Here is a 24,038-nt window from a genome sequence, read left to right as displayed (position 1 = left end):
CTCAGGCCTCCTGCGCGGTGGCGGCCAGCTGGGCGTTGGCCTTGGCGGCGTCGGCATCGCCCTCGTTGAACAGGGTGTAGATGTTGTTGCGCTTGACTTCGAGCTGGTGGAGGATGAACTTCTTGACGAAGTCGGACGCCGGGTGCTCGATGATGTTCTCCGGGGTGTCGAACTGCGCGACCTTGCCGTGGTTGATGATGAGCACCTTGTCGCTCATCGTGCAGGCCTCCTCCGGATCATGGGTGACCATGATGGTGGTGAGCTTGTACTGGTCCACGATCTGCTTGATCTTGGCCTTGATGGACTCCTTGATCACGCCGTCGAGGGCGGATAGCGGCTCGTCGAGCAGCAGCAGCTTCGGTTTCATCACGAGCGTGCGGGCCAGGGCCACACGCTGCTTCTGGCCGCCGGACAGCTCGTCGATGTGCTTGTTGAGGTGTTCCTCAAGGCCAAGCAGGCTGATGAGCTCCTTGATTTCGGCTTCGGAGGAGATGCCCGGGTTGTTGCGCAGGCCGTAGGTGATGTTCTGATATGCGGTGAGGTTCGGGAACAGCGCGTAGTCCTGGAACACGATGTTGAAGCCGCGCTTCTCCATCGGCACATGGGTCAGGTCCTCGCCGTTGTACAGCAGCTGGCCGCTGGTGGCATCGGTGATGCCGAGGATGATGTTGAGCAGCGTGGTCTTGCCGCCGCCGGAAGGGCCGAGGATGGACATGATCTGGCCCTCGTCGAGCGTGATGGTGATGCCGTTCAGGACATGAGTGTCACCGAATGATTTGGTGATGTTCTTCAGTTCGAGCATATTTCTTCAACTTGCCTTCTCTTGGGCGGCCCGTGGGGCGGCCCGTTTGTGGTGGTGCCGTTGTTGCGTTGCTGTTGGTGCGTTGCCGGCACCGGGATCGGTGTTCAGTTGTGTTCAGTTATCGATGTTGAGTTATCGCGGCTGAACCTCATGCCGTTACCTCTATGGTCGGTCAGGGGCGCGTTGCCTGAGTCTTACATTGGAGAAAGTTGGGAGAAAGAAAATTGAATAGCGAGTGAAATTACGAATCGGCGACGTAGTTTGCGTAGCTGCCGCGAATCGGGTGGTGAGGTTATGACGGGAATGTGGGGAAGGTCACTGTTTTTTGATTGATTGCGCTACGTATTTTTCGGGGGAGGTCGCGTAGCCGGCGCCGGGCCCGGTCGTAGTGCCTTGGGCCGGGTCAAAGCTGGGCCCGGGGATGGGGCGCGGGGTCTTCGTTCGGGGTCGTCGGCCGCGGTTGTGTCGGTGGGACGCGGGACTGCGTCGCTAAGTCATAGCGTCGGCGATTGATTCGCGTGCATTTTGATATAAAATGGTAACAAATAGTGTTAGGAGGATAACATGAGTGTACAGATTGCCACTCGTGTCGACGATGATCAGGCCATGCTCTTTCGGGAGACGACCAAGCGTCTCGGCATCACCCCGGCGGATGCGCTGCGTATGTTCATCAGCGCGTTCAACGATTACCGGGGGTTTCCCTATGCGGTGCGTGTGCCGCGTGAGGAGGCCGAACCGTTCACGTCCGAGCGCGAGGCCACGGATTACGCAAGCCGCCTTGCGCTGAGGATGTCCGATGAGACGCGGTGAGATCTGGACGCTTCAGGCGGACGGGTATGCAAGCAAACCGAGACCGGTCGTCATCGTGCAGAACGATGCCGTCGATAGGTTCGATTCCGTGATTACCTGTCTGCTGACCTCGTATGATTCATCCGATATCACAAGACGAGGGTGCGGCTTGAACCGAATGCGGAAAACGGTCTCAACAAGACCAGCTATGTGATGACGGACAAAATCGTCACCGTGGACCGCAATCTGCTCGGATATCGGGTTGGCGTCGTGGATGGTGCCTCCATGGATGAGATCAGCCGTCAGCTGGCGGTGGTGCTGGGACTGTCGTAGCGCCGTATCGGCACATCGTCGTGACAGGATCGCGCGGAGGACACGACGCGGAGGACGACACGGCGGTCGTGGCATGCGCAGACGTGCGCAGCCGCACGGCCGGACACCATGCGGACTCGTAACAAACCCGGCAACATGGGGCGGGCATCATGGCGCCTATGGGTTTGAGCATTGAACTGAACGACGAGCTGTGCGCCTGCGCGAAGGGGCCGCGCAACCTCATCACCGATGTGCCCGGCGTGCGTGTGGGACATGTGACGTTGGAGGGGGATTCGCCAGCCGGCCCGCTGCACACCGGCGTGACCGCGATCGTGCCGCCCGGCGACTGCTTCACGGACAAGCTGCCGGCCGCCGCATATGTATCCAACGGATTCGGCAAGTCGATGGGACTGGTGCAGGTCGAGGAACTCGGCAGCCTTGAGACGCCGATTCTCATGACCAACACGCTTTCCTGCGGCGCCTGCTTCGACGCGCTCGTACGGTATTCGCTGGATCGTCACACTGAAATCGGCGTCGAGACCGGCACCGTGAACCCGGTGGTCATGGAATGCAACGACGGGCCGATCAACACGATCCGCGCCATGGCGGTGACTGCGGACCACGGGATGGAAGCCATCGACGCCGCAGCCGGTGACTTCGCCGAAGGCGCGGTCGGCGCGGGGGCGGGCATGACCTGCTTCGGGCTCAAGGGCGGCATCGGGTCGGCGTCGCGCGTGCTCACGTTCGACGGCAGGGATTTCACGGTCGGCGTGCTGGTGCTGACGAACTTCGGCTCTCTGGCCTGTCTGCGCATCGGCGGACGCGCGGTAGGCCGCGAACTGGCCCGCGTGGGATTGCCGGAGGACGTGCCAGGAGAGACGTCGGTTGGTGATGCGCCGGATATGACTGGTATGCCGGATGTGACCCGCGCAGCGGATGTGACCCGTGCGGCGGATACTCCGGATAAGGGCAGCATCGTGGCCGTCATTGCCACCGACTTGCCTGTCGATTCCCGGCAGCTCAAGCGCATGGCCAAGCGCGTCACCGTGGGCATCGCCCGATGCGGCGGGTACATCGGCAACGGCAGCGGCGAGATCATCGTGGCGTTCAGCACCGCGAACCGCATCCCGCACTGGGCAGGCGAGGCGCATGCCGGCGAGGTGAACAGCAGCGAAAAGGGTGGGGCGTTGCCGATGATCGACCGAGTCGAGCGGCTGAGCGACAACGCGATGGACGCCTGCTTCCGCGCGGTTGCGTCGGCCAGCGAGGAGGCCATCGTGAGCTCCTTGTGGCACGCGCATAGCGTCGTTGGCCGTGACGGCCGCACCACATGGTCCCTGCGTGACGCGGCGTCCCACGCCGGAATCCTGCTCGAATCCATCAGCTAGCGGTCTCGCTTCAGCAACGCGCAGCAATTCGTTGATAGTATTTCCGGCTTCCCGTCCAGCGGAGATGGCCTGCGAATCGGGTCTGAGGGGTAGTGAATTCGTCAACGAATGTGCGGCGCGGCATGCCGGATTATCATCCGAAAGCAGCACTTCAAACAGCACCATCCAGAAAAGAGGAACACCATGTCCAACCCCATCATCCCGGTATTCGACGGCCACAACGACCTGCCGTGGGAGGCGCGCGAGAACCGCGGCTACAGCGTCGAGGGTATCGACCAGGAGCTGCCGCAGACCCTGCACACCGATATTCCGAAGCTACGCCGCGGCGGCTATCTCGCCCAGTACTGGTCCGGCTACGTGCACAGCGACTACGCGGGCGGCGATGCGGTGGTCGCCACGCTCGAACAAATTGACTTCGTACACCGCATGTGCGCGCGCTACCCGGAGACGTTCAAACTTGCCACCACCGCCGACGACGTGCGGGCCGCACAGTCGGAAGGCCGGATCGCCTCGCTCATCGGTATCGAGGGTGGCCATCAGATCGCCAACAATCTGGCCGTGCTGCGCGAATACGCGCGCCTCGGCGTACGCTACATGACGCTCACCTGGAACAACACCAACGAATTCGCCGACGCTGCCGCCGGCGAGCACAAGTGGCACGGGCTCAACGACCGAGGCCGCGAGGTGGTCGCCGAAATGAACCGCATCGGCATGATTGTGGACCTCTCCCACGTCTCCGCGGATACCATGCGCGACGCGCTCGCCGCGTCGAAGTTCCCGGTGATGTTCAGCCACTCGTCCTGCTACTCGGTCAACCCGCATCCGCGCAACGTGCCCGAGGACGTACAGCGCATGCTCGCGGACAACGGTGGCGTGCAGATGATCACCGCAGTGCCCGGTTTCGTCTCCGCGGCCGTACACGAATGGGTCGCGGCCGGCGAGCACGGCCCGCGCCCGGCCGTCGGCGTTAAGGACGTGGCCGACCATGTGGAGGCCGCCCGCGATGTGATGGGCGTGGATCACATCGGCGTCGGCGGCGACTACGACGGCACCGGCGCGATGCCCACTGGCATGGAGGACGTCGGCCGCTACCAGAACCTGTTCGAGGAGCTGCGCTCGCGCGGCTGGAGCGAGGCGGACCTCAACAAGCTCGGCTGGCAGAACGCGCTGCGCGTCCTCGAAGCCAACGACGCCGCGTACAAAGCGTTCATGGCCGCCGGCGAGTGAGGTTATGAATGATGAATTTCAGTAGCGCGGAACGACTGGATGCCCTTACCGTGGCGGATAGGATTCACATGCCGGCTCCAATGAAGTCGATGCTGGAACGGTTCCGACCATGGTATGAATCTCACGACTCGGTACAGGATTCCGCCGCTCAGCTGATGAATCCTCACGGTTGACGGAATATGCCTGATGGATGTGCGCCGTGTTGTCTGCTGCAAGGAGTGCAACTATGACAAACAACGTTGAAGATGCGTCCACGGTGACAGTGTTGCCGGCTCCGCGCCATATGGGCGTTGGGAGTGGAAGCGTGGTGATGCCGCTTACCGGCCGAATTCTCGAGTCTACATCGGTCGGCGACGACGCCTGCGTGCTGGCCGGGCAGCTCACCGACGACATCGAGCGGGCGACTGGTGTGCGTTGGGATATTGGCTGGGGAGACAACCGAGGAGCCCACTGGAGCGGATTCATCACCCTCGGCCGCGACGACAGCATGGCGTTGGGCTCATACTCCCTGACCATCGCCGAGGATGGCGTCGTCGTGGTCGGCGGCGGCTTCGAGGGCACGCGCAACGGCGTGCAGACGCTACGGCAGATCATCCGCCAATGTGCCCCCGCACTGCCGTCGCTCACCATCGAGGACACGCCGGACTATGCGGTGCGCGGCTATTATCTGGATGTCACGCGCGGCCGGGTGCCTACGCTCGACTGGCTGAAGCGTTGGGCCGACGAGCTGTGCCTGTACAAATACAACCAATTGCAGCTGTACGTAGAGCACACGTTCCGGTTCGACGGGCTCAGCGGCACATGGCGGGGCATGGATGCGCTCGAGCCCCGCGACATCATCGAGTTCGACCGGTACTGCGCCGAGCGGGGCATCGAACTGGTGCCCTCGGTCTCCACGTTCGGCCATCTGTACACGGCGTTGCGAAGCTTGGACCTGCGCGATCTGGGCGAATTCCCGGAGGATGCCGATCGGCCGTTCAGCTTCATCGAACGCATGGCCCACCACACGCTGAACATCGCCGATGAACGGGCACTGAAGCTCTCATATACGCTCATTGATTCGTATCTGGAGCTGTTCCGCACGAAGAAGTTCAACATTTGCGCCGACGAGACGTTCGATTTGGGCAAAGGGCGCTCGCATCGGTACGCCGAACGGGTGGGCGTGGCCGCCATGTACGCCGACTACGTGTCGGCGCTGTGCCGTCACCTTTCCGAACAGGGCCATGAACCGATGATGTGGGGTGACATCGCGCTGGAAATGCCGGAGATACTGGGCCGGTTGCCTAAGGACGTGGTCATGCTGAACTGGGAGTATTCCCCGAACGTCACTGACGGGAAGGTTCGGCAGGTGAGCGAGGCCGGCATCCGGCAGTACGTGTGCCCGGCCGTATGGGGCTGGAGCAATCTCGCGCCGCGAACGCGGGACGCGTGGAGCAACATATCCCGCATGGCGCGGTACGGTCTGAGGTACGGCGCCGAGGGAATCCTCGTCACCGATTGGGGCGATTTCGGGCATGTGAACGATCCGAGACTGGTGGTGCCTGGCATGATGTACGGCGCGGCGATGTCATGGAATGCCGTGGCATACGGCGACGAGGATGATACGGACCGGGCCATCGACGTCGTGCAATATGACGGCGGGGCCTGGACCGCCGCGCTGCACCGTGTGGACGAGGACTCGAGCTTCCGCTGGTACGACCTTGTGCAGTATGTCGAACTCGACGATGGCGAGGGCCGGCTCAACCGCGGTGTCGCCGAACTGCTCTATATCGGGAATGCCGAGCAAAGCGCTTGGGTGCGGTCAAGCACAAGCCTTGAAGAGGCTCGCACACGGTTGATGACGGTGCTTCGCGATCGCGTCGCCGCAGGGCACCATGCGAACGACGATCTGCGTGATCTGCTGCGTCACCTGCCCCGCGCGGTATCGGAGGAGAGCCGCACGATGATCATGCAGCCGCTGCTCGTCGCCATCCACGGGCAGATGCTGCTCAACACCGTCGGATGGATTTTCGCCGTCCGCGCCGGCGCCGTCGAGGGGTCGGAACTAGGGCTGGAGTCGGGTTCTGAGTTGAGCGCGAGGCTGGGGGATCTGGCCTTGGAAACCGCCCAAGCATTGGAACGTTGGGCTGAGACCTATGCCCAGACGTGGCGCGAAATCAGCCGCGAATCGGAACTACGCCGGATTCTAGAGCTCGTCTGGCGCTGTAGCGATGAGCTGCGGAAGTGAGGCCTCTTTCCCGCGGAATCGGCCAAGAGATGTTCATAGCGCGAGATGAGCGAGAGGTCGTTGCACTACGCTGTGAAATCTCCTTCGGTTGACTGAGTCACATGTGCCAGTGGGGCTGACTGAGAGGATGCTGTTCCGCCGTGTTTGTTGCCGGCAGGTTTCGCGACGTAACGCAATGATGCCCATTGCGGCATCTGACGGTAATACGCGAGGTCTTCAATGCACAGATATGAACGGGGTTACCCGTCATTCCTAGACCGATGGAACCAGCCTGAGGTCCACGGACCTGAAGGAGGAAGACTATGAACGCGAATCGTCGGATATTCGGCAAATTCATGCGGACCGTTGTTGCCGCCTGTGCCGCTGGTGCCATGGCACTGTCCTTGGCTGCGTGCGGTGGGGCGGAGGGCTCGAAGAACGCCCAAGCGTCTTCCGCCGGCGATAGTGGCTCGCTGGTGGTGGATAGCGATTTCGATCTGATCACCATGGATCCGGCCCGCAGCTTCGAGACCGCGACCGTCTCGATTCTGCGTGCTACCTACCAATCCGCCTTGAAGTACGTGGACAACAACATGTCCGAGCCGCAGCCTGAGGTGTGTTCGTATGAGATTTCGGATGATAATCGGGTTGTGACGTTGACGTTGAATGGTGATCATTATTTTGCGGATGGTAAGAAGGTCACTGTTGATGACATTGTGTATTCGTATCAGCGTGTGCAGGGGATTAAGGGTAATCCGTCGTTTTATTTGGATGGTGTGACGGTTGCGAAGAAGGATGATAGGAGTCTGACGTTGACCAGTGAGTCTCCGAATCCTGCTATTCCGTATATTTTGCCGAGTGTGAATCTGGGTATTGTGGAGAAGAGCGTGGTTGAGGCCAATGGTGGTACGACGGATGAGAAGGATGGTGCGGAGAAGTATTTGAACCAGCACTCCGCAGGCTCCGGACCATACCAGTTCGACACGGTCGCCATGGATTCCAAGGTGACGCTCAAGCGCAACGACAAGTTCAAGGGCGACAAGCCGAAGTACGACAAGATCATCATCAACAATGTGGACAGCGCTACTGAGCTGACCAACATCAAGGCCGGCACCACCGACATCGCCCTCGACCTCAACTCCGATGAGGCCGCGAAGCTTTCCAGCAGCGAGGCCGAGGTTTCCGCCGGTCCGTCGGGCTCCACCACGTTCCTGTGGTTCAACGCTGACTCGCAATACGGCAACATCGCGTCCAACGTCGATTTCGTAAACGCCGTACGTCACGCCATCAATTACCCCAAGTATGTGAGCGTCTACGGCAAGGGCTCCGAACAGGCCTACGGTGTGGTGCCGAACCAGTTCCTTGGTGCGTTGAAGAGCTCGGACGACAACAAGTACGACCTTGACAAGGCCAAGGAGCTGCTCAAGCAGTCCGGCTACAACAATGAGGAAATTCAATTCCTTTATTCTTCGGACGATGATTCCGCCACGCAGATCGCCCAGCTATTCCAAGCGGACATGAAGGCCCTTGGCGTCAATATCAAGCTCGTCGGTCAGCCCACCACCACCCGACTTGACACGTTCCGCTCCGGCAAGTTCCAGTCCGGTCTGAGTACGTGGGGCGCCGATTACCCCGACCCGTCCGACTACTTCGTGTTCACCCCTGACCAGAACATCTCCAAGCGCGCCGGCTGGTACACCACCGAAGGCGCCCAGAGCTCCAATGGCTGGAACGGTTCCGAGTCCGCCGACAAGATTCAGTCGCTGGTCGAGGCGGCCCGCAAGGCCACCAGCGAAGAGGACCGCGACAAGACCTGGCAGGACCTGCAGGAAGGTCTCAACCAGAGCAGCCCGTTCATCCCGCTGGTCGTACAGGGCGCCAACATCGCCTCCCGTCCGGGCATCGGTGCCAAGTACGACATGCTTAACAACATCGACTACACCGTGCTGAAGTAGATTCGGCCCGTTATTCGTCGCTGTCCGTGCCGTTTGGTGGGCGAACCCGTTGCGATTCGCCCACCTTCTGGCGGATACGGCTCGATGATTCACGGCATTCCGACTGTATGTACGCGTCTGAACGAATATGCCGCGTACATACAGTCCGTTTTCGTGCCTTTACAGACTGTAAGTACGCGTGACCATCGTCATGCCGCGTACTTACAGTCTCTCGTCGGCCTCAGCGCCGGTTCCATTTGCTGGCGGGAGAGAAAGCGTAAGTTGATGGTGCGCTTTTGAGGGGAGATGGGGCATCATCAACTTTGTCGAATGTCCCAGGGCTTTGTCCCAGGACTCATCGTAGAAGTGCGTGCGTCAGGGCTCGTATGATGTCATGCGCCTGCTCTTCCCCGTATCCGCTAGTGCAGACCGCCAATACCCGCATATCGTCGCTATTCGGGTCGCCGATGAATGCCACATCGTGATTGATGCCATCCACCCAGCCCGATTTTGAGCCCCAAACCACATCGTCGCCCAATTGCGGTCCGATGACGGCGTATTGCTGATTCATCAGCGCATGTCTGAGCACGGAAGTGGCCGTTTCGCTGGTATGCGTCCCACGAACTATCTGACGCATGATTTCGCTGAGATCGTCGGTGGTGACTTCATTACTTATTCCCGTTTGCTTGGCGGCGGCAACATCTCCGATGAGACGATCGACATGCATGTCGTGCAATCCGCATAATCGGCAGGCATCTTCGGCTGCCGCGACTCCGATGTGTTCCAACAGCATATTGGTGGCTTCGTTGCATGATCGGTCAATCATGCATGTGACAAGTTCTCGGATACTGATCGGTGCTCCATCGGAGGGGAAGAGCGGGTCAATGTCGTCCGGGTCGAAGGTGAAGACGCCGCCCACCGCTGAATGATAGGTGTGCGAGACCGGCAATTGGTCGGTCCAGGAGAGTGTTCCAGTATCGATAAGTCGTGCAGTGGCCAAGGCTGCGGCAAGCTTCATGGTGGAAGCCGCGTAATACCGTGTTCTTCCTTGATATGCGGCTATGACATCGCCTTTGGCGGTACGTAGCGTGTAGCTGATGCTGATAGGCCTCATATGCAACTCCTTCGCCGTAAATATCGCTGTAAACAATACGGATACAGTCTAGATTCATATGGAGCGCGGAACTGTGCCTCCGATTAATTCCGTAACATTCGGGAAACCCCGATAAAACTCCACAGGAATATCGCGGGTCTTAGATTGCCTGATGGCGGATGCGGATGCGTCTTCCTGCGACGGATGAATCTGTGATGGGTTTTCCGTTGGAGGAAGGGGATCGACAGTGTGAACCCGTCTGACGCCGTATCGACGGTGCGAGCAGTGCAAGGAGGATCATGGCAATGGCACAGACGACGAGTGGTCGTGGATTCCATATCGGGAAAATGATTGGCGCGGTGACCGCTGCTGCGGCCATGGTGATATCCATGTCGGCGTGCGGCGCGGCTGAGGGATCGAAGGCTGCGGCTTCCGGCGGCAATGCTTCGAATAGCGGGACACTTGTCGTTAACAATTCACTGAATGTCATCACGCTGGATCCGGCCCGTAGTTTTGAGACCGCGACCATCTCCATCCTGCGCGGCGTGTATCAGACTGCATTGAAATTCGTCGATAATGATCTGACGAAGCCGCAGCCTGAGGTGTGTTCGTATGAGATTTCGGATGATAACAAGGTTGTGACGTTGACGTTGAATGGTGATCATTATTTTGCGGATGGTAAGAAGGTCACTGTTGATGACATTGTGTATTCGTATCAGCGTGTGCAGGGGATTAAGGGTAATCCGTCGTTTTATTTGGATGGTGTGACGGTTGCGAAGAAGGATGATAGGAGTCTGACGTTGACCAGTGAGTCTCCGAATCCTGCTATTCCGTATATTTTGCCGAGTGTGAATCTGGGTATTGTGGAGAAGAGCGTGGTTGAGGCCAATGGTGGTACGACGGATGAGAAGGATGGTGCGGAGAAGTATTTGAACCAGCACTCCGCAGGCTCCGGACCATACCAGCTGGATTCCGTTGCCATGGATTCGCAGATCACGTTGAAGGAAAATCCAAAGTTCAAAGGCAAGAAGCCGGGCTTTGACGCGGTGAAATTCGTCAACGTTGATTCCACCACCGCGCTGACCAACGTAAAGTCGGGCACCGCTGATGTGGCGTTGGACGTCAATCTCGATGAGGCGGCGCAGGTTTCCAAGGATGAGGCGCAGGTGCTGTCCGGCCCGTCCGGCAACACCCGATTCCTGTATTTCAACGCCAATCCGACGTATGGGAAGAGTGCCGCCGACCCCAACTTCTGGATGGCCGTGCGTCATGCGCTGAACTACAAGAAGTACGCCACCGTGTATGGAGGTGACTCCAAGCAGGCATTCGGCGTGGTCCCGTCCGCATTCCTTGGTTCGCTGAAGTCCTCTGAGGAAAACACGTACGACGTAGCCAAGGCCAAGGAGTATCTTGCCAAATCCGGTTATGACGGATCTGAGATAGATTTCGTATACGCATCCGATCAGGACACGGCCGCGCAGGTTGCTCAATTGTTCCAAGCCGATATGAAGGCCATCGGCGTCAATGTGAAACTTGAGGGCAAGGCCGGCACTGCGCGTCTTGACGCGGAACGTTCCGGCAAGTCGCAGTCGGGCCTGAGCATGTGGGGCGCCGACTACCCCGACCCGTCCGACTACTTCGTGTTCGCTCCTGACGGCACCATGGCTCAGCGCTTCGGATGGCTGACTGATGCCGGTGTTGCGGAAGCGAAGGTCGAGGGGGGCTGTTGCATCTCCGTCCGCCGAAAAGGTGGTGCCGTATGTCGAGGCTGCGCAGTCCGCTTCCGGCGATGATGCGCGCAAGAAGGCTTGGGAGGACTTGCAGACGGCCATGAACCAGAACAGCCCCATCATTCCAATCGTCAACGATGCCGGTACCATCGTGGCACGTAATGGGCTCGAAGGTGCCTACTACGACACGTTGAATACGTTCGATATCACCGAGTTGGACTGACCGTCCGGCAGGCAGTCGGGAGGGCCGCCATTCGCTGATTGCGGCAGAAGCGGCCCTGTCGTCTCCGTTTTTGATTTTTGGAATCGTCCATCTTGATATATGGACGGACATCTTGGTGTGAAACACGCCATTCCTACATTGACCCACTATGTATTACAGGTAAAATCCGGGGAGCAGAAGCATATGACAGCAAGTACGGCCGCGGCGCAAACCGCGCGGCCTCGGCGGCGTCCGAGCGATTCGGGCGCAATCGCGTGGCTGCACGTTCATCATCCATTGGCGCTGTATATCTTTAAGCGATTCCTGATCAGCGTGTTTCTGGTCTTCGGTGTCACACTGATCACCTTCATCCTGACCAATCTGGTGCCGGCCAACCCGGTGAACTCGATTCTGGGCGAGCAGGAGGCCAACGATCCCGAGGCGGTGGCCCGTATGGAGGCCAAGCTCGGACTTGACAAGCCGCTCTACGAGCAGTACTGGCTGTATCTGGTACGTCTGGTCCATGGCGATTTGGGTGAGTCATTCCTGACCAAACAGCCAGTGGCGGACGATCTCAGGCGAGTGTTCCCCGCCACGCTCGAACTGGGTGGATTCGTGTTCATCTTCACCATCCTGTTCGGCGTGCTGCTTGGCCTGTACGCGGCCCTGCACCACCGCAGGTTCGGCGACCAGCTCATCCGTGTGCTGTCGTTGGGCGGCGTGTCCATCCCGACCTTCTGGCTGGGCGCCATGTGCTACTACTTCCTGTTCTACGAGCTCGGACTGTTCCCAGGCTCCGGACGTCTCGACTCTCGTATCACGCCGCCGCCGCATGTGACCGGCATGTATACGGTCGACTCAATCATTGCCGGTGATTGGGCCACCTTCGGCAATGCTGTCTGGCATCTGTGCCTGCCCGCGTTGGTGCTCGCCACCGCGAACCTGAGCAGTCTCATGCGTTTCGTGCGTTCGGCCGTGCTGGAATCCATGAATCAGGATTACGTGCTGGCGGCCAAAGCCAAGGGACTGCCGTCTCACAAGGTCGTCTTCGGCTACATCCTGCGCGGTGCGGCCGTGCCCATCCTCAACCGCATGGGCCTGTTGTTCGCCGGCCTGATCACCGGTTCGGTGCTCACCGAGTCCATCTTCGCGTGGAACGGCCTTGGCCAGTACGCCTTCAAGGCCACGATGGCCCTTGACCTGCAAGGCATCATGGGTGTCGGCATCATCATCGGCGTGATCTACATCTTCGTCAACTTCATCGTAGACATCATCACCGGTTTCGTGGACCAGAGGGTGAGAATCCAATGAGCGAGAACACCATTGCCGCCAAAGCCACCACGGCAACAGCCGATACGGCCAAGGCATCCGTATCATCCCCCAACGCCGGAGTGCCCGACAAGGTCATGCGAAAAATGACCAAGCGACGGTTCCGCGTGCCGTCCGCGTTGCGCACGCCGCTCGCCATCATCGGCCTGATCGTGCTCGCCCTGTGGGTGCTGGTCATCATCTTCGCGCCGCTGCTCGAACCTCACGACCCGCTCGACCAGCTCGGCACCAGACTATCGGCGCCGAGCGCGGAATACTGGTTCGGCACCGATACACTCGGCCGTGACATTTTCTCCCGCGTGGTGGCCGCATCCCGCATCTCGATCCCCTCGTCCATAGTGCTCGTGATTTTCTCGTCCGTGATCGGCAGCCTGATTGGCGCCATGGCCGGCTACTTCGGCGGATGGGCGGATGAGGTGTTCATGCGCATCACCGATCTGGTGTTCGCGTTCCCCTCGACCATCCTCGCCATGGTCATCTCCGCGGCGCTCGGTCCGAGCATCCAGAACGCGATCATCGCCGTCGTGCTCGTCAGTTGGCCGACCTATGCACGACTGGTGCGTTCGCTGGTATTGGGTTTGCGTAGCAGCGAGTTCGTCATCGTCGGCCGGTTGCTGGGCCGCAGCTCGTTCGCCTCGTTGTTCAAGGACATCCTGCCCAACATCCTGCCGCACATCTTCGTGCTCATGTTCGTGGATTTGGGCGATTGCCTGCTCACCCTCTCCGGCCTGTCCTTCCTCGGTTTGGGTGCCACGCCGCCCATGCCGGAATGGGGCCAGATGGTCTCCGAAGGCGTGACCCGCATGACTTCATGGTGGCTTGCGTTCTTCCCCGGCCTCGCCATCTTCACCGTGGTGATTGCGGAGAACTTCGTCGGCGACGCGGTGCGCGATTGGTTCGACCGTAGCTACATTTCCGGCAATCAGGAGGGCCGCTGACATGACTGACGCAACGCAAACGGCTTCGGTGAAGGCTGACCGGAACGCACAGGAAAACGAACTGTTCACCAATCAGGGTGCGCCCGTGGACATCACCGTGCGCGGACTCACTATGGATCTGTACGGCAAACGTCTGCTGGACCATGTCGATCTCGACATCGCGCCCGGCAAGATCAACGGTCTGGCCGGCGAATCCGGCTCCGGCAAATCCCTGACAAGCATGACCGTCCTCGGTCTGCCTCCGGAAGGTGCGCAGATCACCGGATCGATTCTCTATGATGGCAAAACCGAGTTGCTCGGCATGAAGGAACACGAGCGCAACACATATCGAGGCCGACGCATCTCCATGGTGTTCCAGGACCCGACCTCCAGCATGCATCCGATGCTCTCCATCGAGCGACAGCTGACCGACGGCATGCGCTACCACCTGCATTTGAACCGCAAGCAGGCGCGCAAACGTGCCATCGAGCTGCTGAAGCTGGTGCAGGTGCCCGATCCGGAGAATGCGCTGGAGCGTTTCCCACATCAGTTCTCGGGCGGCCAATTGCAGCGCATCGCCATCGCCACAGCGCTGAGCTGCGACTCACGCGTGCTCATCGCCGACGAGCCGACAACCGCATTGGATGTGACCGTGCAGGCCGGCATCCTGCATCTGCTCAAGGATTTGAACGAGCGGCTCGGCCTGACCATCGTGCTGGTCACCCATGATTTGGGCGTGATGAGCGCGCTCGCCGACACCATCGCCGTGATGCGCAGCGGCCGAATCGTCGAGGTCGGGCCGCGCTACGACATCATCAACCATCCGAAGCACCCGTACACCATCGATCTCATCAACTCGTTGCCGACACGTATCGAACAGCGCCTTGAATCCGAAGGCAAGACCATGGCTTCGGCCGAGGAGGACCTGTGATGGAAGACAAGCCACTTGATTTTCGCACTGCTGCGGACATCCGTTCCGGTCTGCATCTGAAGGACATCGTCGTGGATTACACGATGGGTGGCAGAACCGTGCATGCGGTGCGCGGCGTCGATCTGGACGTGGCTCCCGGCGAGGTCGTCGGGCTGGTCGGTGAGTCCGGATGCGGCAAATCCACCCTTGCCAAGGTGATTTGCGGTCTGGTCGCTCCGACGGAGGGCACTGCGATTTACGATGACACGCCCATCACGCCATTGAAGTTCCGCAGCCGGCCGATGGAGCTTCGCCGAATCCAAATGGTGTTCCAGAACCCGTATGCCTCGCTCAATCCTCGACGTACTGTTCGTTCGCAGATCGAAGAGGCCCGGGCCGTCAGCCCGGTGCCTGTGCCCAGTGTCGAGGAGCTGCTCGCATCGGTGGAGTTGGAGGCATCCGACGCCGATAAGCTGCCCCACCAGTTCTCCGGCGGCCAGCGGCAGCGCATCGCCATCGCCCGCGCCATGGCCACCACACCCACGCTGCTCATCGGTGATGAGCCGATCGCCTCGCTGGATGCTTCGTTGCAGGCGAAGACCGCCATTCTGATGAAAAAGGCGGCGGCGCGTTCCGATGCGTCACTGCTGTTCATCAGCCATGACCTATCCATCGTGCGACTGATCGCCACGCGCATCGTGGTCATGAACAAGGGCCTGATTGTGGAATCGGGCCCGACAGAGGAGATTTGGAACCATCCGCAAGAGGATTATACGAGGAACCTACTCGCTGCGATTCCGGTTCCCGATGGACTGGGCCACCTGCCCGCCTACCACGGCGAGGAATAAGGGAGAGTCACTGCGAAAACCGGAATCCCGGTTGACGCGGGACGGGCAAAATAATGGATGGTTTGGGACAATCCAACAGGGATGCGGCCTGAAGTGAGAGGCGGAAGATGACGGAATTGCTAAAACATGGCGAAATGACGCTTATCGGTCATGACGATTTACAGAAGCTGTTGGACCGGGGGCTTGCCGAGTATGGCGTTCCCGGCGCGCAGGTCGGAGTGATCGCTCCGGACGGTGATGGGCTAAGCGCTGACACAGTCTGGGCCGGCATTGTCAACAAGACTACCGGTTATCCGGTGCTCAAGGACACGCTCTTCCAAATCGGCTCGATCAGCAAGATCTGGACAACCGTGCTCGCCATGCAGCTCATCGATGAAGGCAAGCTGGGCCTGGACACGCGAGTCAAGGACGTATTGCCGGACTTCCGCGTCATCAATTCGCCGGAAATCACCTACGGTTGCACGATCCGCCACCTCATGTGCCATATCAACGGCATTGAGGGCGACGCTTTCCCCGCAACGCTCGGCCGAGGCGACGACTGCGTGGCCTAATACGTGGATTACATCGGTAAGTTCCCTGCGCGCACACCGTTGGGCGGGCCGCTGAGCTACTCCAATGGCGCTTTCGTGGTGCTCGGCCGTGTGATCGAAGCATTGCGGGGCGCCAGCTGGGACACGGTGTTGCGTAAGCGGATTGCCGAACCGTGTGGATTTGACCATGTGTGGACGCTCCCGGAGGATGTGCTGCGCTATTCGAGCGCATTTGGTCATTTCCGTGCAGTGGCGCTGGATAAAGAGGTGTTCCCCGCGCCTGTCGAGCCGGCGAAGCTGTGGCATCTGCCGCGTTGCACCGGTCCGTGCGGGCAGGTTTCGTCATCGATTAGCGATCTGCTGGACTTCGCCTCCCTGTTCCTCAACGGGGGAGTGGCGCCCAATGGTACGCATGTGATGTCCGAACGAGCCGTAAAGCTCATGACCACGCAGCAGGTGAGTCTCACTGATCAGGGCATCGAAAACATCGGCTGGGCATTGGGCTGGCAGTTGCCGAACTGGGGCAGTGAGCCCGCGTTCGGTCATGGCGGTGCGACCGAAGGCCAGCGTGCGAACATCGTGGTGTTTCCGAAGCATCGTATCGTCATCGCCGTGCTCACCAACGCCGATGCGGGTACACAGATGGCGGCGGCGCTCACCCGTGACATCGCGTCGCGTGCCGGCATTGCCTCACCTCCCAAAGTCACGCTGTCCGACCGTCATCTGAGCGACGATGAAATCGTGAACATCGTCGGCGTCTACGAACGTCACGGCGAGCATCAGGAATACCGTGCGGGCGGTCCTACCGGCGTCGAAGGTGTATTCGAGCCGGACGAGGATGACGGCCCGTGCGGCGTACGGCTCACCTTGCCTCTCCACGCCACGGAACAAGGCCATTATGCCGTGCAACGGCCCGACCGTCATGAGCCCACGGAAATCGAGTTCGTCAGCGCGTCCGATGGCACGAAGTACGTGGCCTACGGGCATCGCGTCACGCCGAAAATCGCGTAGGCCTGTGCTCCTCTCGGCGGCGGATTGCGGGTGGAATGCCGGCGGTTTCGCCCGGGAGGGCAGACGCGTGTGGACGCTGGGCCATGGAATGGTTCGGACTACTCGGCGGACGGTGGCACCGGCTGACGGAGGCGCCAGGATTTGTGAACGTGATGACGGACGAGCGAAAGGAACGAGATGACCCAGCAACAGGAACTCGTCGGCGATGATGATCGGGTTGGCACCGATACTGGCGGACGATTCTCCGCTTTGGGCAGTATAGCGCTCGACCCGCGCATCGACTGGTCCATCATGATTCGCGACGCGGTCACCGGTGAAACCCTCTATGAGCGCACGCCGGACGCGGTGCTTAAGACGGCGAGCATCGGCAAACTGTTCCTGCTCATCGAGGTCATGCATCAGATTGAGACCGGCGAACTGGGCTTGCACGAGATTATCGACCGCCGCGCAATGTCGTCGGACGACTTCTGCGAGGACTCCGGCCTGTTGTACCTGCTCGACCAGCAGACGCTCAGCGTGCATGACCTGGGCTTTCTCGTCGGCTCGTTCTCCGACAACTACGCCACCAATCTGCTCATCGAACGGGTCGGATTGGACCGGGTGCAATCGTTTGCCAAGGCGCAGGGATTCGAACGGTCGTCTTTGCTGGACTACGTACGCATGGAACTGCGGCCCGACGGCCCGGACGACATGTCATGCGGCTGCGCCCGCGAACTGTGCGACTATATGCTCCGTCTCAACGCCGGCACGCTCGTCTCGCCGTCCGCGTCCGCCCAGATCGAGCGATGGCTTGGTACCGACACCGACACGTCGATGGCCTCCGGAGCCTTCAACGTGGACCCGCTCGCGCATTGGGAGGCGGGCGACCCGTTCCAGCTGCGGCACAAAACCGGCACCGAATCGGATGTACGCTGCGACGTCGGTTTCGTGCGGTGCGACCCGACCGGCCGCACCGTCGCCTACGCGATCCTCGCCAACTGGGACAAGGCGCGATACGGTCATCTGCGTGACGTGGCGCTCGCCGACATGCGACGCCTTGGCGCCGCAATCCGTGCGTATATCGAGGCGTAGGCGCGGGGCTGGGTAGGACGTTAAGCGACTTAGGGCAGTTCGGGCCAGGGCGACTATCCCTTAGGACTGCCGCACATCCCAGCTCGTCCTGCAAGTACGGACGCGCTGGGATGACTGCTCTCTCAGGGCCACGCAGCACAGCGCCCCGACGCGTTGGCCGCCTATCGCGCCTGAAGCACGATGTCGGCGAATCGGCGGGCGAACGCCTCGGCCAGCTTCGTGTTCTCGGCGTCATAGACGGAGTTGCGACGCAGCACTTCCTCCCAGTTGAATCCGTCATGCTCGACGTCGCGGATGTCGTCCGCATCCCATGCGGCAATGTTCGCGGCCGACACTTCGGGATGGAACTGCAATCCCCACGCGCGATCGCCCAGACGGAACCCCTGCACCGGCGAACGGTCGGAATGGGCGAGCAGCACTGCTTCGGCGGGTAGTGACGTGATATGGTCCACATGGTTTTCGGTCATCGGGAAGAACTCCGGCAGCACCGAGAACAGCGGATCGTCGGCCGCCGCCGCGTCCAGTGTGATCGGCGTGATACCGTGTTCCGGCTGCAATTTGCGATGCTCCACCGTGCCGCCGCCCACGTAGGCGAGCAGCTGACCGCCCAGGCAGATGCCGAGCATCGGGATCTGCCCGTCAATCGCCTGACGGGTCAGCGCGCGCGTGGCCGGCAACCACGGGAACCGGTCGTCCTCATACGGCAGGGGAGCGCCGCCCAGCACGATAAGCGCCGCGTATCCATCTAGCGACTCCGGCAGCCCATCGCCGCCGAATTTCACTTCATAATCGAGTCCCTGTTCGTTGAACCAAGGGCCGAGGCGGCGCAAACCCGCCGTTTTCGAATGCCCAATGACCAGTGCGGTTGGCATATGTCGTCCTTTCGATGGTTGGTAATTGATGTCGCTGTGATATACCGCAGGTGCCGTGGGTACCGCAGATTCGCGTGTACGCCCCTACCAAAGAATCCGGGTGCCGGGCGTGACGGTGACGATGTCGTCGGTGCGGGGCGCGTCGGCCCGTGCGAACTCCAGCGTCTGCACCTGCGGGTGTTCCAGAGAGTTGAGCTGGATGGTGCAGCGCAACGGATGCCGTTCGCAGGGGACCGTCCACGACAGTTGCGCCGGTGAATCCGCGTGCTCGTCCGTTGCCGTGAGGTGGACGGTCGTGAGAGAGGTAGTCGTGCAGTGGCCGGACGTAAGGCAATCGGAGACAAGATAATCGGCTCCTCCATCGGCCTTCTCCACGGTCTCGTCACCCTTACCTTCGTCATTATTTTCGTCGTCGGCGACTGGAACGTGGGAAACCGGCAGCCCGGTACCCTTCAGCAGCCGGGCGAGCTGCGCCCCACGCTCCTCGAACGTCCAATCCATCGTGACGTTTATCGCTAGGATATCGGACAGCGAGGCGATGGCGCGGGCGCATGTTTCGGCGTCCGCAGCATCCGCCGCGATGGCGCGCTCGTCGGCGGTATCCCGGGCGTCCGCGTGATTGCTGATGCATTCGCCGGCACATTCGCCGCCGCGTTCGCCCGCGTGGCCGTCCGCACCCGCCGTCGCCGCATTTTCAACCAATCCACCCAGCATCGCGTTCACACGCCGCTGCGCCTCGCGGGTCTCCGCCCACAGCGGGAAGCTCCAACCGGCCACCAATCCCTTGCGCGACGCCTCCTCCAACAGCAGCGACAGCACGCGAATGGCCAGCACGCTCGGCGTGGCATAGCGTCCGTTCGCCAGCACCACCACGCCGAGACCGGAGTCGAGATGCCACCTCATGTTCGACCCGTACCCCGGATATCCGCCCGAATGGTAGGCAATGTCGCCGAACCGCTCGTCATGCTTGATGATGAGCCCGTATCCGTACGCCTCGATTTCGTTGAAATCGCGTTTCGTGAGCCAACCGCGGCTCGAGCCGGAACGCAACACAGGCGGCATCGGCGTGTGGGGCATTTGCATCAGGCGACGGTAGCGCTTCGGCAGTACCTCGTCATCGGTCGACGGCTCATCCTCGAATCCGCGCGCCAGCCACGCATCCCACGCGGCCACATCATGCACGGAACTGATCACCCCGCCGATCACGCTGAACGCGCCCGGGTCGGCGAACGGCTCCGCCGCCCAAGCCTTGGTCTCCGGGTCGAAATGGTAGCCGCAGACCAGCGCGGATGGGCTGACTTCACGCCAGTCATAGGTCGTCTCATGCAATCCCAAAGGCTCCAGCAGATGCGTGCGGACATAATCCGGCACATCCATGCCGCTGACGTTGCGAATCAGCTCGCCGACGGCTGCATATCCGATATTCGAGTATTCGTAGCGCTCGCCGGGCGCATAGATGGACTTGAGCCGCTGGGCCAGCAGCGACCGTAGTTCATCCCTGCTGATGGATTCCTGCCGGTCCGCCCATGCGTCGTCGGTGGCCAGTCCGCAGCTCATCGCCAGCAGATCATGCACGGTGATGGGGAAGGAGTCCTCGCGATACGGCTGCACACGGCGCAGTTCCGGTACATAACCCGAGGCCGGCGCGTGCAGGTCGACCAGTCCTTGCCAGGCCAACTGCATGACGGCCGCCGCCGCAAAGCTCTTCGACATGGAGGCGATGCGAAACCGCGTGTGCTCGTTGAGCGCAACCGTCGCCCCATCGGCGCTGACGCCATCCGTCGCATCTCCGGTATCGACGGCACCGGTGGAATCGGCTGCGCAGACGGAATGATTCGCGCCGACGGCCTGCGCTCCATGGTCCGGGCGCGACACCGACCCGCCATGCCCGCAGTGCATGAGCCCATGGCGGTCGAAAATCCCATAGACATACGCGGGGGCTTTGTCTTCGGCGATCAGCCCGTGGAAGATACGGTCCACCTCGGCGATCGTCGCCTCATCGGGGATATAGCTGTGCCGCATCGTCACCGTTCGCTCCAATCCGCTTATGATGCAATCCAACGAAGCACCAACCTAGTCCGTCCCTGTTATCCCTCGCGGCCAAGGCGATATATGCCGGTAACACGCCCGATATAAACGGACCCGACGGAGGAGGAACGGAAGGTGTCATAAGGGGCTCACCGCGAGGTGACCAGCGTGACGCTGTACGGTGGAATCTTCATCGCCAGTAGCGACGACGGGGACGGCAGCGTGTACGTCCGTCGGGCGCGGTCGATGGCCTTTGTCGCCTCGCCACGATAGCCGATGACGGTTTTCGCATCCGGTTCGGCCGTGAGTGTCTCCACCTCGATTCGGACGGGCCCGTGGGATGCCGTCGCGCTCAGTCCGGCCAATCCCCGGGCGATTTCCAGCGTCACATCCACCGGCCGTTCGGCGGTGTTGACGATCTTGATGTGCCGGTAGGGATCGTCGTTGTCCGCCCCGGTGACGCTCACGTACAGGTGCTTGGCGTTCGGATTCGACTCGATGGCCACGTCGTAGGTCCACGGTCCCAGATGCGTGGAGAACAAGCGCTCCACCTCGTAGTTCACCGTCGGATTCACATGCGCCGGATTGAACTCGATGAGATTCTGCGCCCAGCCCTTCGCGGGGATGTGCGCGAGCAGCGGCGCGTAGGAGGTCATGCGCACCACGTCAGAATTGCGCTCGCAGCCGGTCAGGAACGCGGCCTCGCCAAGCGCGGAACGCCATGTGTTCGCGCCCTGCTCGGTCTGCGGCTGGCCCGCGAAATAGCCATTGGCCGAGTATTCGCCGAAATACACGCCGGCGCCGCAACGTGGATAGTCGTCGAAACGATGGGCCTGTGACTCGAACCAGGCGGGGGAATGGTAGGAATGCTCATCCACGAGGATCGCGTCGCCGGTGGCCGAGCCGACGGCGGCCAAGGGGCCGCGGGATGTTGCGCTGTCTCCGGTTTTCGCAGTCGCGGCGCTGCCAGATGCGATCGCCCGCGCGTGATGCCATGTGCGCGCCATCGCCGGGCGGAACGGGAACAAACCGGCGCTCATCACACACAGCATGTCCGGATACCGCTCATGGATGGCGGCGGCAATGCGGTCGAATTTGTCCACATAGTCGGCGCCGAAGTTCTCGTTGCCCACGCCGATCATATCCAATCCGAACGGTTCGGGGTGGCCCATGTCCCGTCGCACAGCTGCCCACGGGCTGGTGCTCGGGTCGCCGTTGGCGAATTCGATGAGATCGAGATAGTCCTGGATCACGTTGCGGCGGAACGGCTCGGAATCGGTGTCCATGTGCCTCGGGTCGCGGCCCGGCGACTGGCATGCGATGCCGGCGAACAACGTGGGCAACGGCTTGGCGCCCAGATCCTCGCACAGGCAGAAGTATTCGTAGAAGCCGATTTGGTAGCTTTGGCAGTAGCTGGACCCGTCCGGCATCTTGAACGACCACATCGAATACTGGGCCCGACGGGCCGGCAACGCGCCCACGGTGTCCTTCCACCGGTATTCGTTGCCGGGCGTCACGCCCTCCACGATGCATCCGCCGGGGAAACGCACGAACGCGGGGTGCAGTGCCGCGATGGCCTCCACGAGGTCGCGCCGCAGCTTGCCGTACCGCCACTTCGGGTCGCCGGCGCCCCAGTAATCCGCATCCATGAACTGCACGAGGTCCAAGTCGAAGACGACGGGGGAGGCGGGGTCGTCAAGTCCATCGGCGGTATTGGGGCGGCTGGGCCCATTGAGGTTGTCGGGGTTGCTGGGCCCCTCGGCATCGGGGACGTCGCCGGGCCTGATGCCGATGCTGATTCCGGTTTCAATGCGGATGCGCAACTTGCCGTAATCGGTGGCCAAGCCGTTTACCTGCGCCGAAACGCGCACCCACCCGTCATCCAGCTGTTCGATGGTCGCGGGTGAGACGTCGGCGGAAACCGGCGAGTCCGACGGGTTTCCGGCGGGCGTCCGGTCTGCCGTGCCGTCGTTGTGCGGAGATGATGGATCAGCAATCCCGCGGACGGACGGTGCAGTGCAATCACTGGCGCAACCACCGGTGCAATTACTGGCGCAATCACCAGCGCAATCCCCGGCGTTCGCACCCGGCGTGCGTCCGGCCTCGCAGATGAGCCGAGCGCTTCCGGTCAGCGGAGAACCGTCCCCGCCAATCACGCAGATGGACAGTCGCGCCGCGCCGGATACCGCGCGGATGCACAGGCTCACGTCATAGGTATGCCCGGCGGTGATGGCGAAGGCGGGCTCGCCGGCGTTCGTGCCGCCGCCGTTGTACCCGAGGTTCTCGATGGTGGCGGCACGGTTCGCCGTTGCGGGACCGTCCGTGATGGTGACCCCTGTCATGCCATCGGTTGCGGCATCGTCGGGCTGGACGTTGGCGTCGCCGGCTCCCGCGCTTTCGCACCCGTCCCCGACCGTAATCCTGGCATACCGGCTGTGCGCATGAATCGGCGGTGCCGGGCAGTCGGCGGACGTATCGAGCGTCTGCCCATGCGTGCCGCGTATCTCGGTACCGCAACTGACCGCCGAGCAGCCGTCGAACCGCCAGAATCGTAAGGGGTCGGCCTGTGTGCGCCATCGGTCCGCACCGGACAGGCGCCAGGTGTGATGGTCCAGATAGACGCCGTCGAAGCTGTAGTTGTTCACCATGTTGGCGTTCAGACCGCCGTCCGCACTGTGATTGATGTCCTCGAAGAACGCGCCGTACAGTCTGCCGCTTGTCTGATGGGTGGGCGCACCCACGCTGATCCGCACCATGCCATCATTCTATAGTGGCGGGGCGGCGGATGCCATGCATGCGACAGAGCCGGGGAACACTGGCTTTGGGAAAGTTCAGTCAC

General features: G+C 61.2%; 19 protein-coding genes and 1 pseudogene. 15 read left to right on the top strand and 5 right to left on the bottom strand.

The genetic code is table 11. The features are described from left to right. Position 1: 1 nt before the first annotated feature. Complete coding sequence (locus BMYO_RS04820; protein ID WP_094667381.1) at positions 2-802, bottom strand: ABC transporter ATP-binding protein; 801 nt, start codon at positions 800-802, stop codon at positions 2-4. A gap of 564 nt (positions 803-1,366) precedes the next feature. Between BMYO_RS04820 and BMYO_RS04815 the strand changes: the two genes are divergently transcribed. The 7 genes from BMYO_RS04815 to BMYO_RS04790 all read left to right on the top strand — a co-directional run bounded on the left by BMYO_RS04815 (position 1,367) and on the right by BMYO_RS04790 (position 8,679). After that, positions 1,367-1,612 carry a type II toxin-antitoxin system RelB/DinJ family antitoxin gene (locus tag BMYO_RS04815; protein ID WP_094667380.1) on the top strand — a complete coding sequence of 82 codons (246 nt, stop codon included), beginning with the start codon at positions 1,367-1,369 and terminating at the stop codon, positions 1,610-1,612. Then, the gene (locus BMYO_RS12325; RefSeq protein ID WP_267889617.1) at positions 1,599-1,805 is read left to right on the top strand and encodes a type II toxin-antitoxin system PemK/MazF family toxin; all 207 of its coding nucleotides are present in this window, start codon (positions 1,599-1,601) and stop codon (positions 1,803-1,805) included. The genes BMYO_RS04815 and BMYO_RS12325 overlap by 14 nt, the downstream gene beginning before the upstream one ends. Further along, positions 1,754-1,924 carry a type II toxin-antitoxin system PemK/MazF family toxin gene (locus BMYO_RS12320; protein WP_267889616.1) on the top strand — a complete coding sequence of 57 codons (171 nt, stop codon included), beginning with the start codon at positions 1,754-1,756 and terminating at the stop codon, positions 1,922-1,924. Before BMYO_RS12325 ends, BMYO_RS12320 begins: the two co-directional genes overlap by 52 nt. A 158-nt stretch (positions 1,925-2,082) precedes the next feature. Then, a complete protein-coding gene (locus BMYO_RS04805) occupies positions 2,083-3,291 on the top strand; it encodes a DmpA family aminopeptidase (RefSeq protein WP_094667379.1) in 1,209 nt (402 codons plus the stop codon). Positions 3,292-3,474: 183 nt separating this feature from the next. Further along, positions 3,475-4,518, top strand: a complete 1,044-nt coding sequence (locus BMYO_RS04800; RefSeq protein ID WP_094667378.1) for a dipeptidase — start codon at positions 3,475-3,477, stop codon at positions 4,516-4,518. Positions 4,519-4,744: 226 nt separating this feature from the next. Then, entirely contained in the window at positions 4,745-6,745 is a 2,001-nt protein-coding gene (locus BMYO_RS04795; RefSeq protein WP_094667377.1) for a beta-N-acetylhexosaminidase, read from the top strand. A 302-nt stretch (positions 6,746-7,047) separates the two neighbouring features. Continuing rightward, positions 7,048-8,679 carry an ABC transporter substrate-binding protein gene (locus tag BMYO_RS04790; RefSeq protein ID WP_094667376.1) on the top strand — a complete coding sequence of 544 codons (1,632 nt, stop codon included), beginning with the start codon at positions 7,048-7,050 and terminating at the stop codon, positions 8,677-8,679. A gap of 334 nt (positions 8,680-9,013) precedes the next feature. On the opposite strand, the gene BMYO_RS04785 is transcribed toward BMYO_RS04790, so the two are convergent. Next, positions 9,014-9,772 (bottom strand): serine hydrolase, encoded by a 759-nt coding sequence (locus tag BMYO_RS04785; protein WP_094667375.1) that lies wholly within the window; start codon positions 9,770-9,772, stop codon positions 9,014-9,016. Positions 9,773-10,050: 278 nt separating this feature from the next. On the opposite strand from BMYO_RS04785, the gene BMYO_RS04780 reads away from it, so the two are divergent. From BMYO_RS04780 to BMYO_RS04740, 8 genes and pseudogenes are all read left to right on the top strand, one after another. Beyond that, a complete protein-coding gene (locus tag BMYO_RS04780) occupies positions 10,051-11,544 on the top strand; it encodes an ABC transporter substrate-binding protein (RefSeq protein WP_094667374.1) in 1,494 nt (497 codons plus the stop codon). A 37-nt stretch (positions 11,545-11,581) separates the two neighbouring features. Then, positions 11,582-11,704 carry a hypothetical protein gene (locus tag BMYO_RS12315; protein ID WP_267889615.1) on the top strand — a complete coding sequence of 41 codons (123 nt, stop codon included), beginning with the start codon at positions 11,582-11,584 and terminating at the stop codon, positions 11,702-11,704. 183 nt (positions 11,705-11,887) lie between these two features. Then, positions 11,888-12,994, top strand: coding sequence for an ABC transporter permease (locus BMYO_RS04770; RefSeq protein WP_094667372.1), 1,107 nt, complete (start codon positions 11,888-11,890; stop codon positions 12,992-12,994). After that, positions 12,991-13,950 (top strand): ABC transporter permease, encoded by a 960-nt coding sequence (locus BMYO_RS04765; protein ID WP_211276826.1) that lies wholly within the window; start codon positions 12,991-12,993, stop codon positions 13,948-13,950. Before BMYO_RS04770 ends, BMYO_RS04765 begins: the two co-directional genes overlap by 4 nt. Before the next feature lies 1 nt (position 13,951). Then, a complete protein-coding gene (locus tag BMYO_RS04760; RefSeq protein ID WP_094667371.1) occupies positions 13,952-14,860 on the top strand; it encodes an ABC transporter ATP-binding protein in 909 nt (302 codons plus the stop codon). After that, complete coding sequence (locus BMYO_RS04755) at positions 14,860-15,687, top strand: ABC transporter ATP-binding protein (protein ID WP_094667370.1); 828 nt, start codon at positions 14,860-14,862, stop codon at positions 15,685-15,687. Before BMYO_RS04760 ends, BMYO_RS04755 begins: the two co-directional genes overlap by 1 nt. A 107-nt stretch (positions 15,688-15,794) precedes the next feature. After that, positions 15,795-17,228 (top strand): annotated as a pseudogene (locus BMYO_RS04745) (serine hydrolase domain-containing protein). Between the two features lie 177 nt (positions 17,229-17,405). Next, entirely contained in the window at positions 17,406-18,299 is an 894-nt protein-coding gene (locus BMYO_RS04740; RefSeq protein ID WP_094667367.1) for a serine hydrolase, read from the top strand. 161 nt (positions 18,300-18,460) lie between these two features. On the opposite strand, the gene BMYO_RS04735 is transcribed toward BMYO_RS04740, so the two are convergent. From BMYO_RS04735 to BMYO_RS12095, 3 genes are all read right to left on the bottom strand, one after another. Further along, positions 18,461-19,171: a type 1 glutamine amidotransferase gene (locus BMYO_RS04735; RefSeq protein ID WP_094667366.1), complete on the bottom strand. Its 711-nt coding sequence runs from the start codon at positions 19,169-19,171 to the stop codon at positions 18,461-18,463. Positions 19,172-19,255: 84 nt separating this feature from the next. Next, complete coding sequence (locus BMYO_RS04730) at positions 19,256-21,193, bottom strand: serine hydrolase domain-containing protein (RefSeq protein ID WP_094667365.1); 1,938 nt, start codon at positions 21,191-21,193, stop codon at positions 19,256-19,258. A gap of 155 nt (positions 21,194-21,348) precedes the next feature. Then, positions 21,349-23,955 (bottom strand): alpha-L-arabinofuranosidase C-terminal domain-containing protein, encoded by a 2,607-nt coding sequence (locus BMYO_RS12095; protein ID WP_233428157.1) that lies wholly within the window; start codon positions 23,953-23,955, stop codon positions 21,349-21,351. Positions 23,956-24,038 lie beyond the last annotated feature (83 nt).

It is taken from the genome of Bifidobacterium myosotis, from assembly GCF_002259745.1.
GTDB lineage: Bacteria > Actinomycetota > Actinomycetes > Actinomycetales > Bifidobacteriaceae > Bifidobacterium > Bifidobacterium myosotis.
This window is presented reverse-complemented; position numbering and strand designations above follow the sequence as displayed.

Excerpts from the sequence above, each read along its gene's own strand:
- BMYO_RS04820 (WP_094667381.1), bottom strand. The coding sequence starts at position 802 with ATGCTCGAACTGAAGAACATCACCAAATCATTCGGTGACACTCATGTC.
- BMYO_RS04815 (WP_094667380.1), top strand. The coding sequence starts at position 1,367 with ATGAGTGTACAGATTGCCACTCGTGTCGACGATGATCAGGCCATGCTC.
- BMYO_RS12325 (WP_267889617.1), top strand. The coding sequence starts at position 1,599 with ATGAGACGCGGTGAGATCTGGACGCTTCAGGCGGACGGGTATGCAAGC.
- BMYO_RS04805 (WP_094667379.1), top strand. The coding sequence starts at position 2,083 with ATGGGTTTGAGCATTGAACTGAACGACGAGCTGTGCGCCTGCGCGAAG.
- BMYO_RS04800 (WP_094667378.1), top strand. The coding sequence starts at position 3,475 with ATGTCCAACCCCATCATCCCGGTATTCGACGGCCACAACGACCTGCCG.
- BMYO_RS04795 (WP_094667377.1), top strand. The coding sequence starts at position 4,745 with ATGACAAACAACGTTGAAGATGCGTCCACGGTGACAGTGTTGCCGGCT.
- BMYO_RS04790 (WP_094667376.1), top strand. The coding sequence starts at position 7,048 with ATGAACGCGAATCGTCGGATATTCGGCAAATTCATGCGGACCGTTGTT.
- BMYO_RS04785 (WP_094667375.1), bottom strand. The coding sequence starts at position 9,772 with ATGAGGCCTATCAGCATCAGCTACACGCTACGTACCGCCAAAGGCGAT.
- BMYO_RS04780 (WP_094667374.1), top strand. The coding sequence starts at position 10,051 with ATGGCAATGGCACAGACGACGAGTGGTCGTGGATTCCATATCGGGAAA.
- BMYO_RS12315 (WP_267889615.1), top strand. The coding sequence starts at position 11,582 with ATGAACCAGAACAGCCCCATCATTCCAATCGTCAACGATGCCGGTACC.
- BMYO_RS04770 (WP_094667372.1), top strand. The coding sequence starts at position 11,888 with ATGACAGCAAGTACGGCCGCGGCGCAAACCGCGCGGCCTCGGCGGCGT.
- BMYO_RS04765 (WP_211276826.1), top strand. The coding sequence starts at position 12,991 with ATGAGCGAGAACACCATTGCCGCCAAAGCCACCACGGCAACAGCCGAT.
- BMYO_RS04760 (WP_094667371.1), top strand. The coding sequence starts at position 13,952 with ATGACTGACGCAACGCAAACGGCTTCGGTGAAGGCTGACCGGAACGCA.
- BMYO_RS04755 (WP_094667370.1), top strand. The coding sequence starts at position 14,860 with ATGGAAGACAAGCCACTTGATTTTCGCACTGCTGCGGACATCCGTTCC.
- BMYO_RS04740 (WP_094667367.1), top strand. The coding sequence starts at position 17,406 with ATGACCCAGCAACAGGAACTCGTCGGCGATGATGATCGGGTTGGCACC.
- BMYO_RS04735 (WP_094667366.1), bottom strand. The coding sequence starts at position 19,171 with ATGCCAACCGCACTGGTCATTGGGCATTCGAAAACGGCGGGTTTGCGC.
- BMYO_RS04730 (WP_094667365.1), bottom strand. The coding sequence starts at position 21,193 with ATGCGGCACAGCTATATCCCCGATGAGGCGACGATCGCCGAGGTGGAC.
- BMYO_RS12095 (WP_233428157.1), bottom strand. The coding sequence starts at position 23,955 with ATGGTGCGGATCAGCGTGGGTGCGCCCACCCATCAGACAAGCGGCAGA.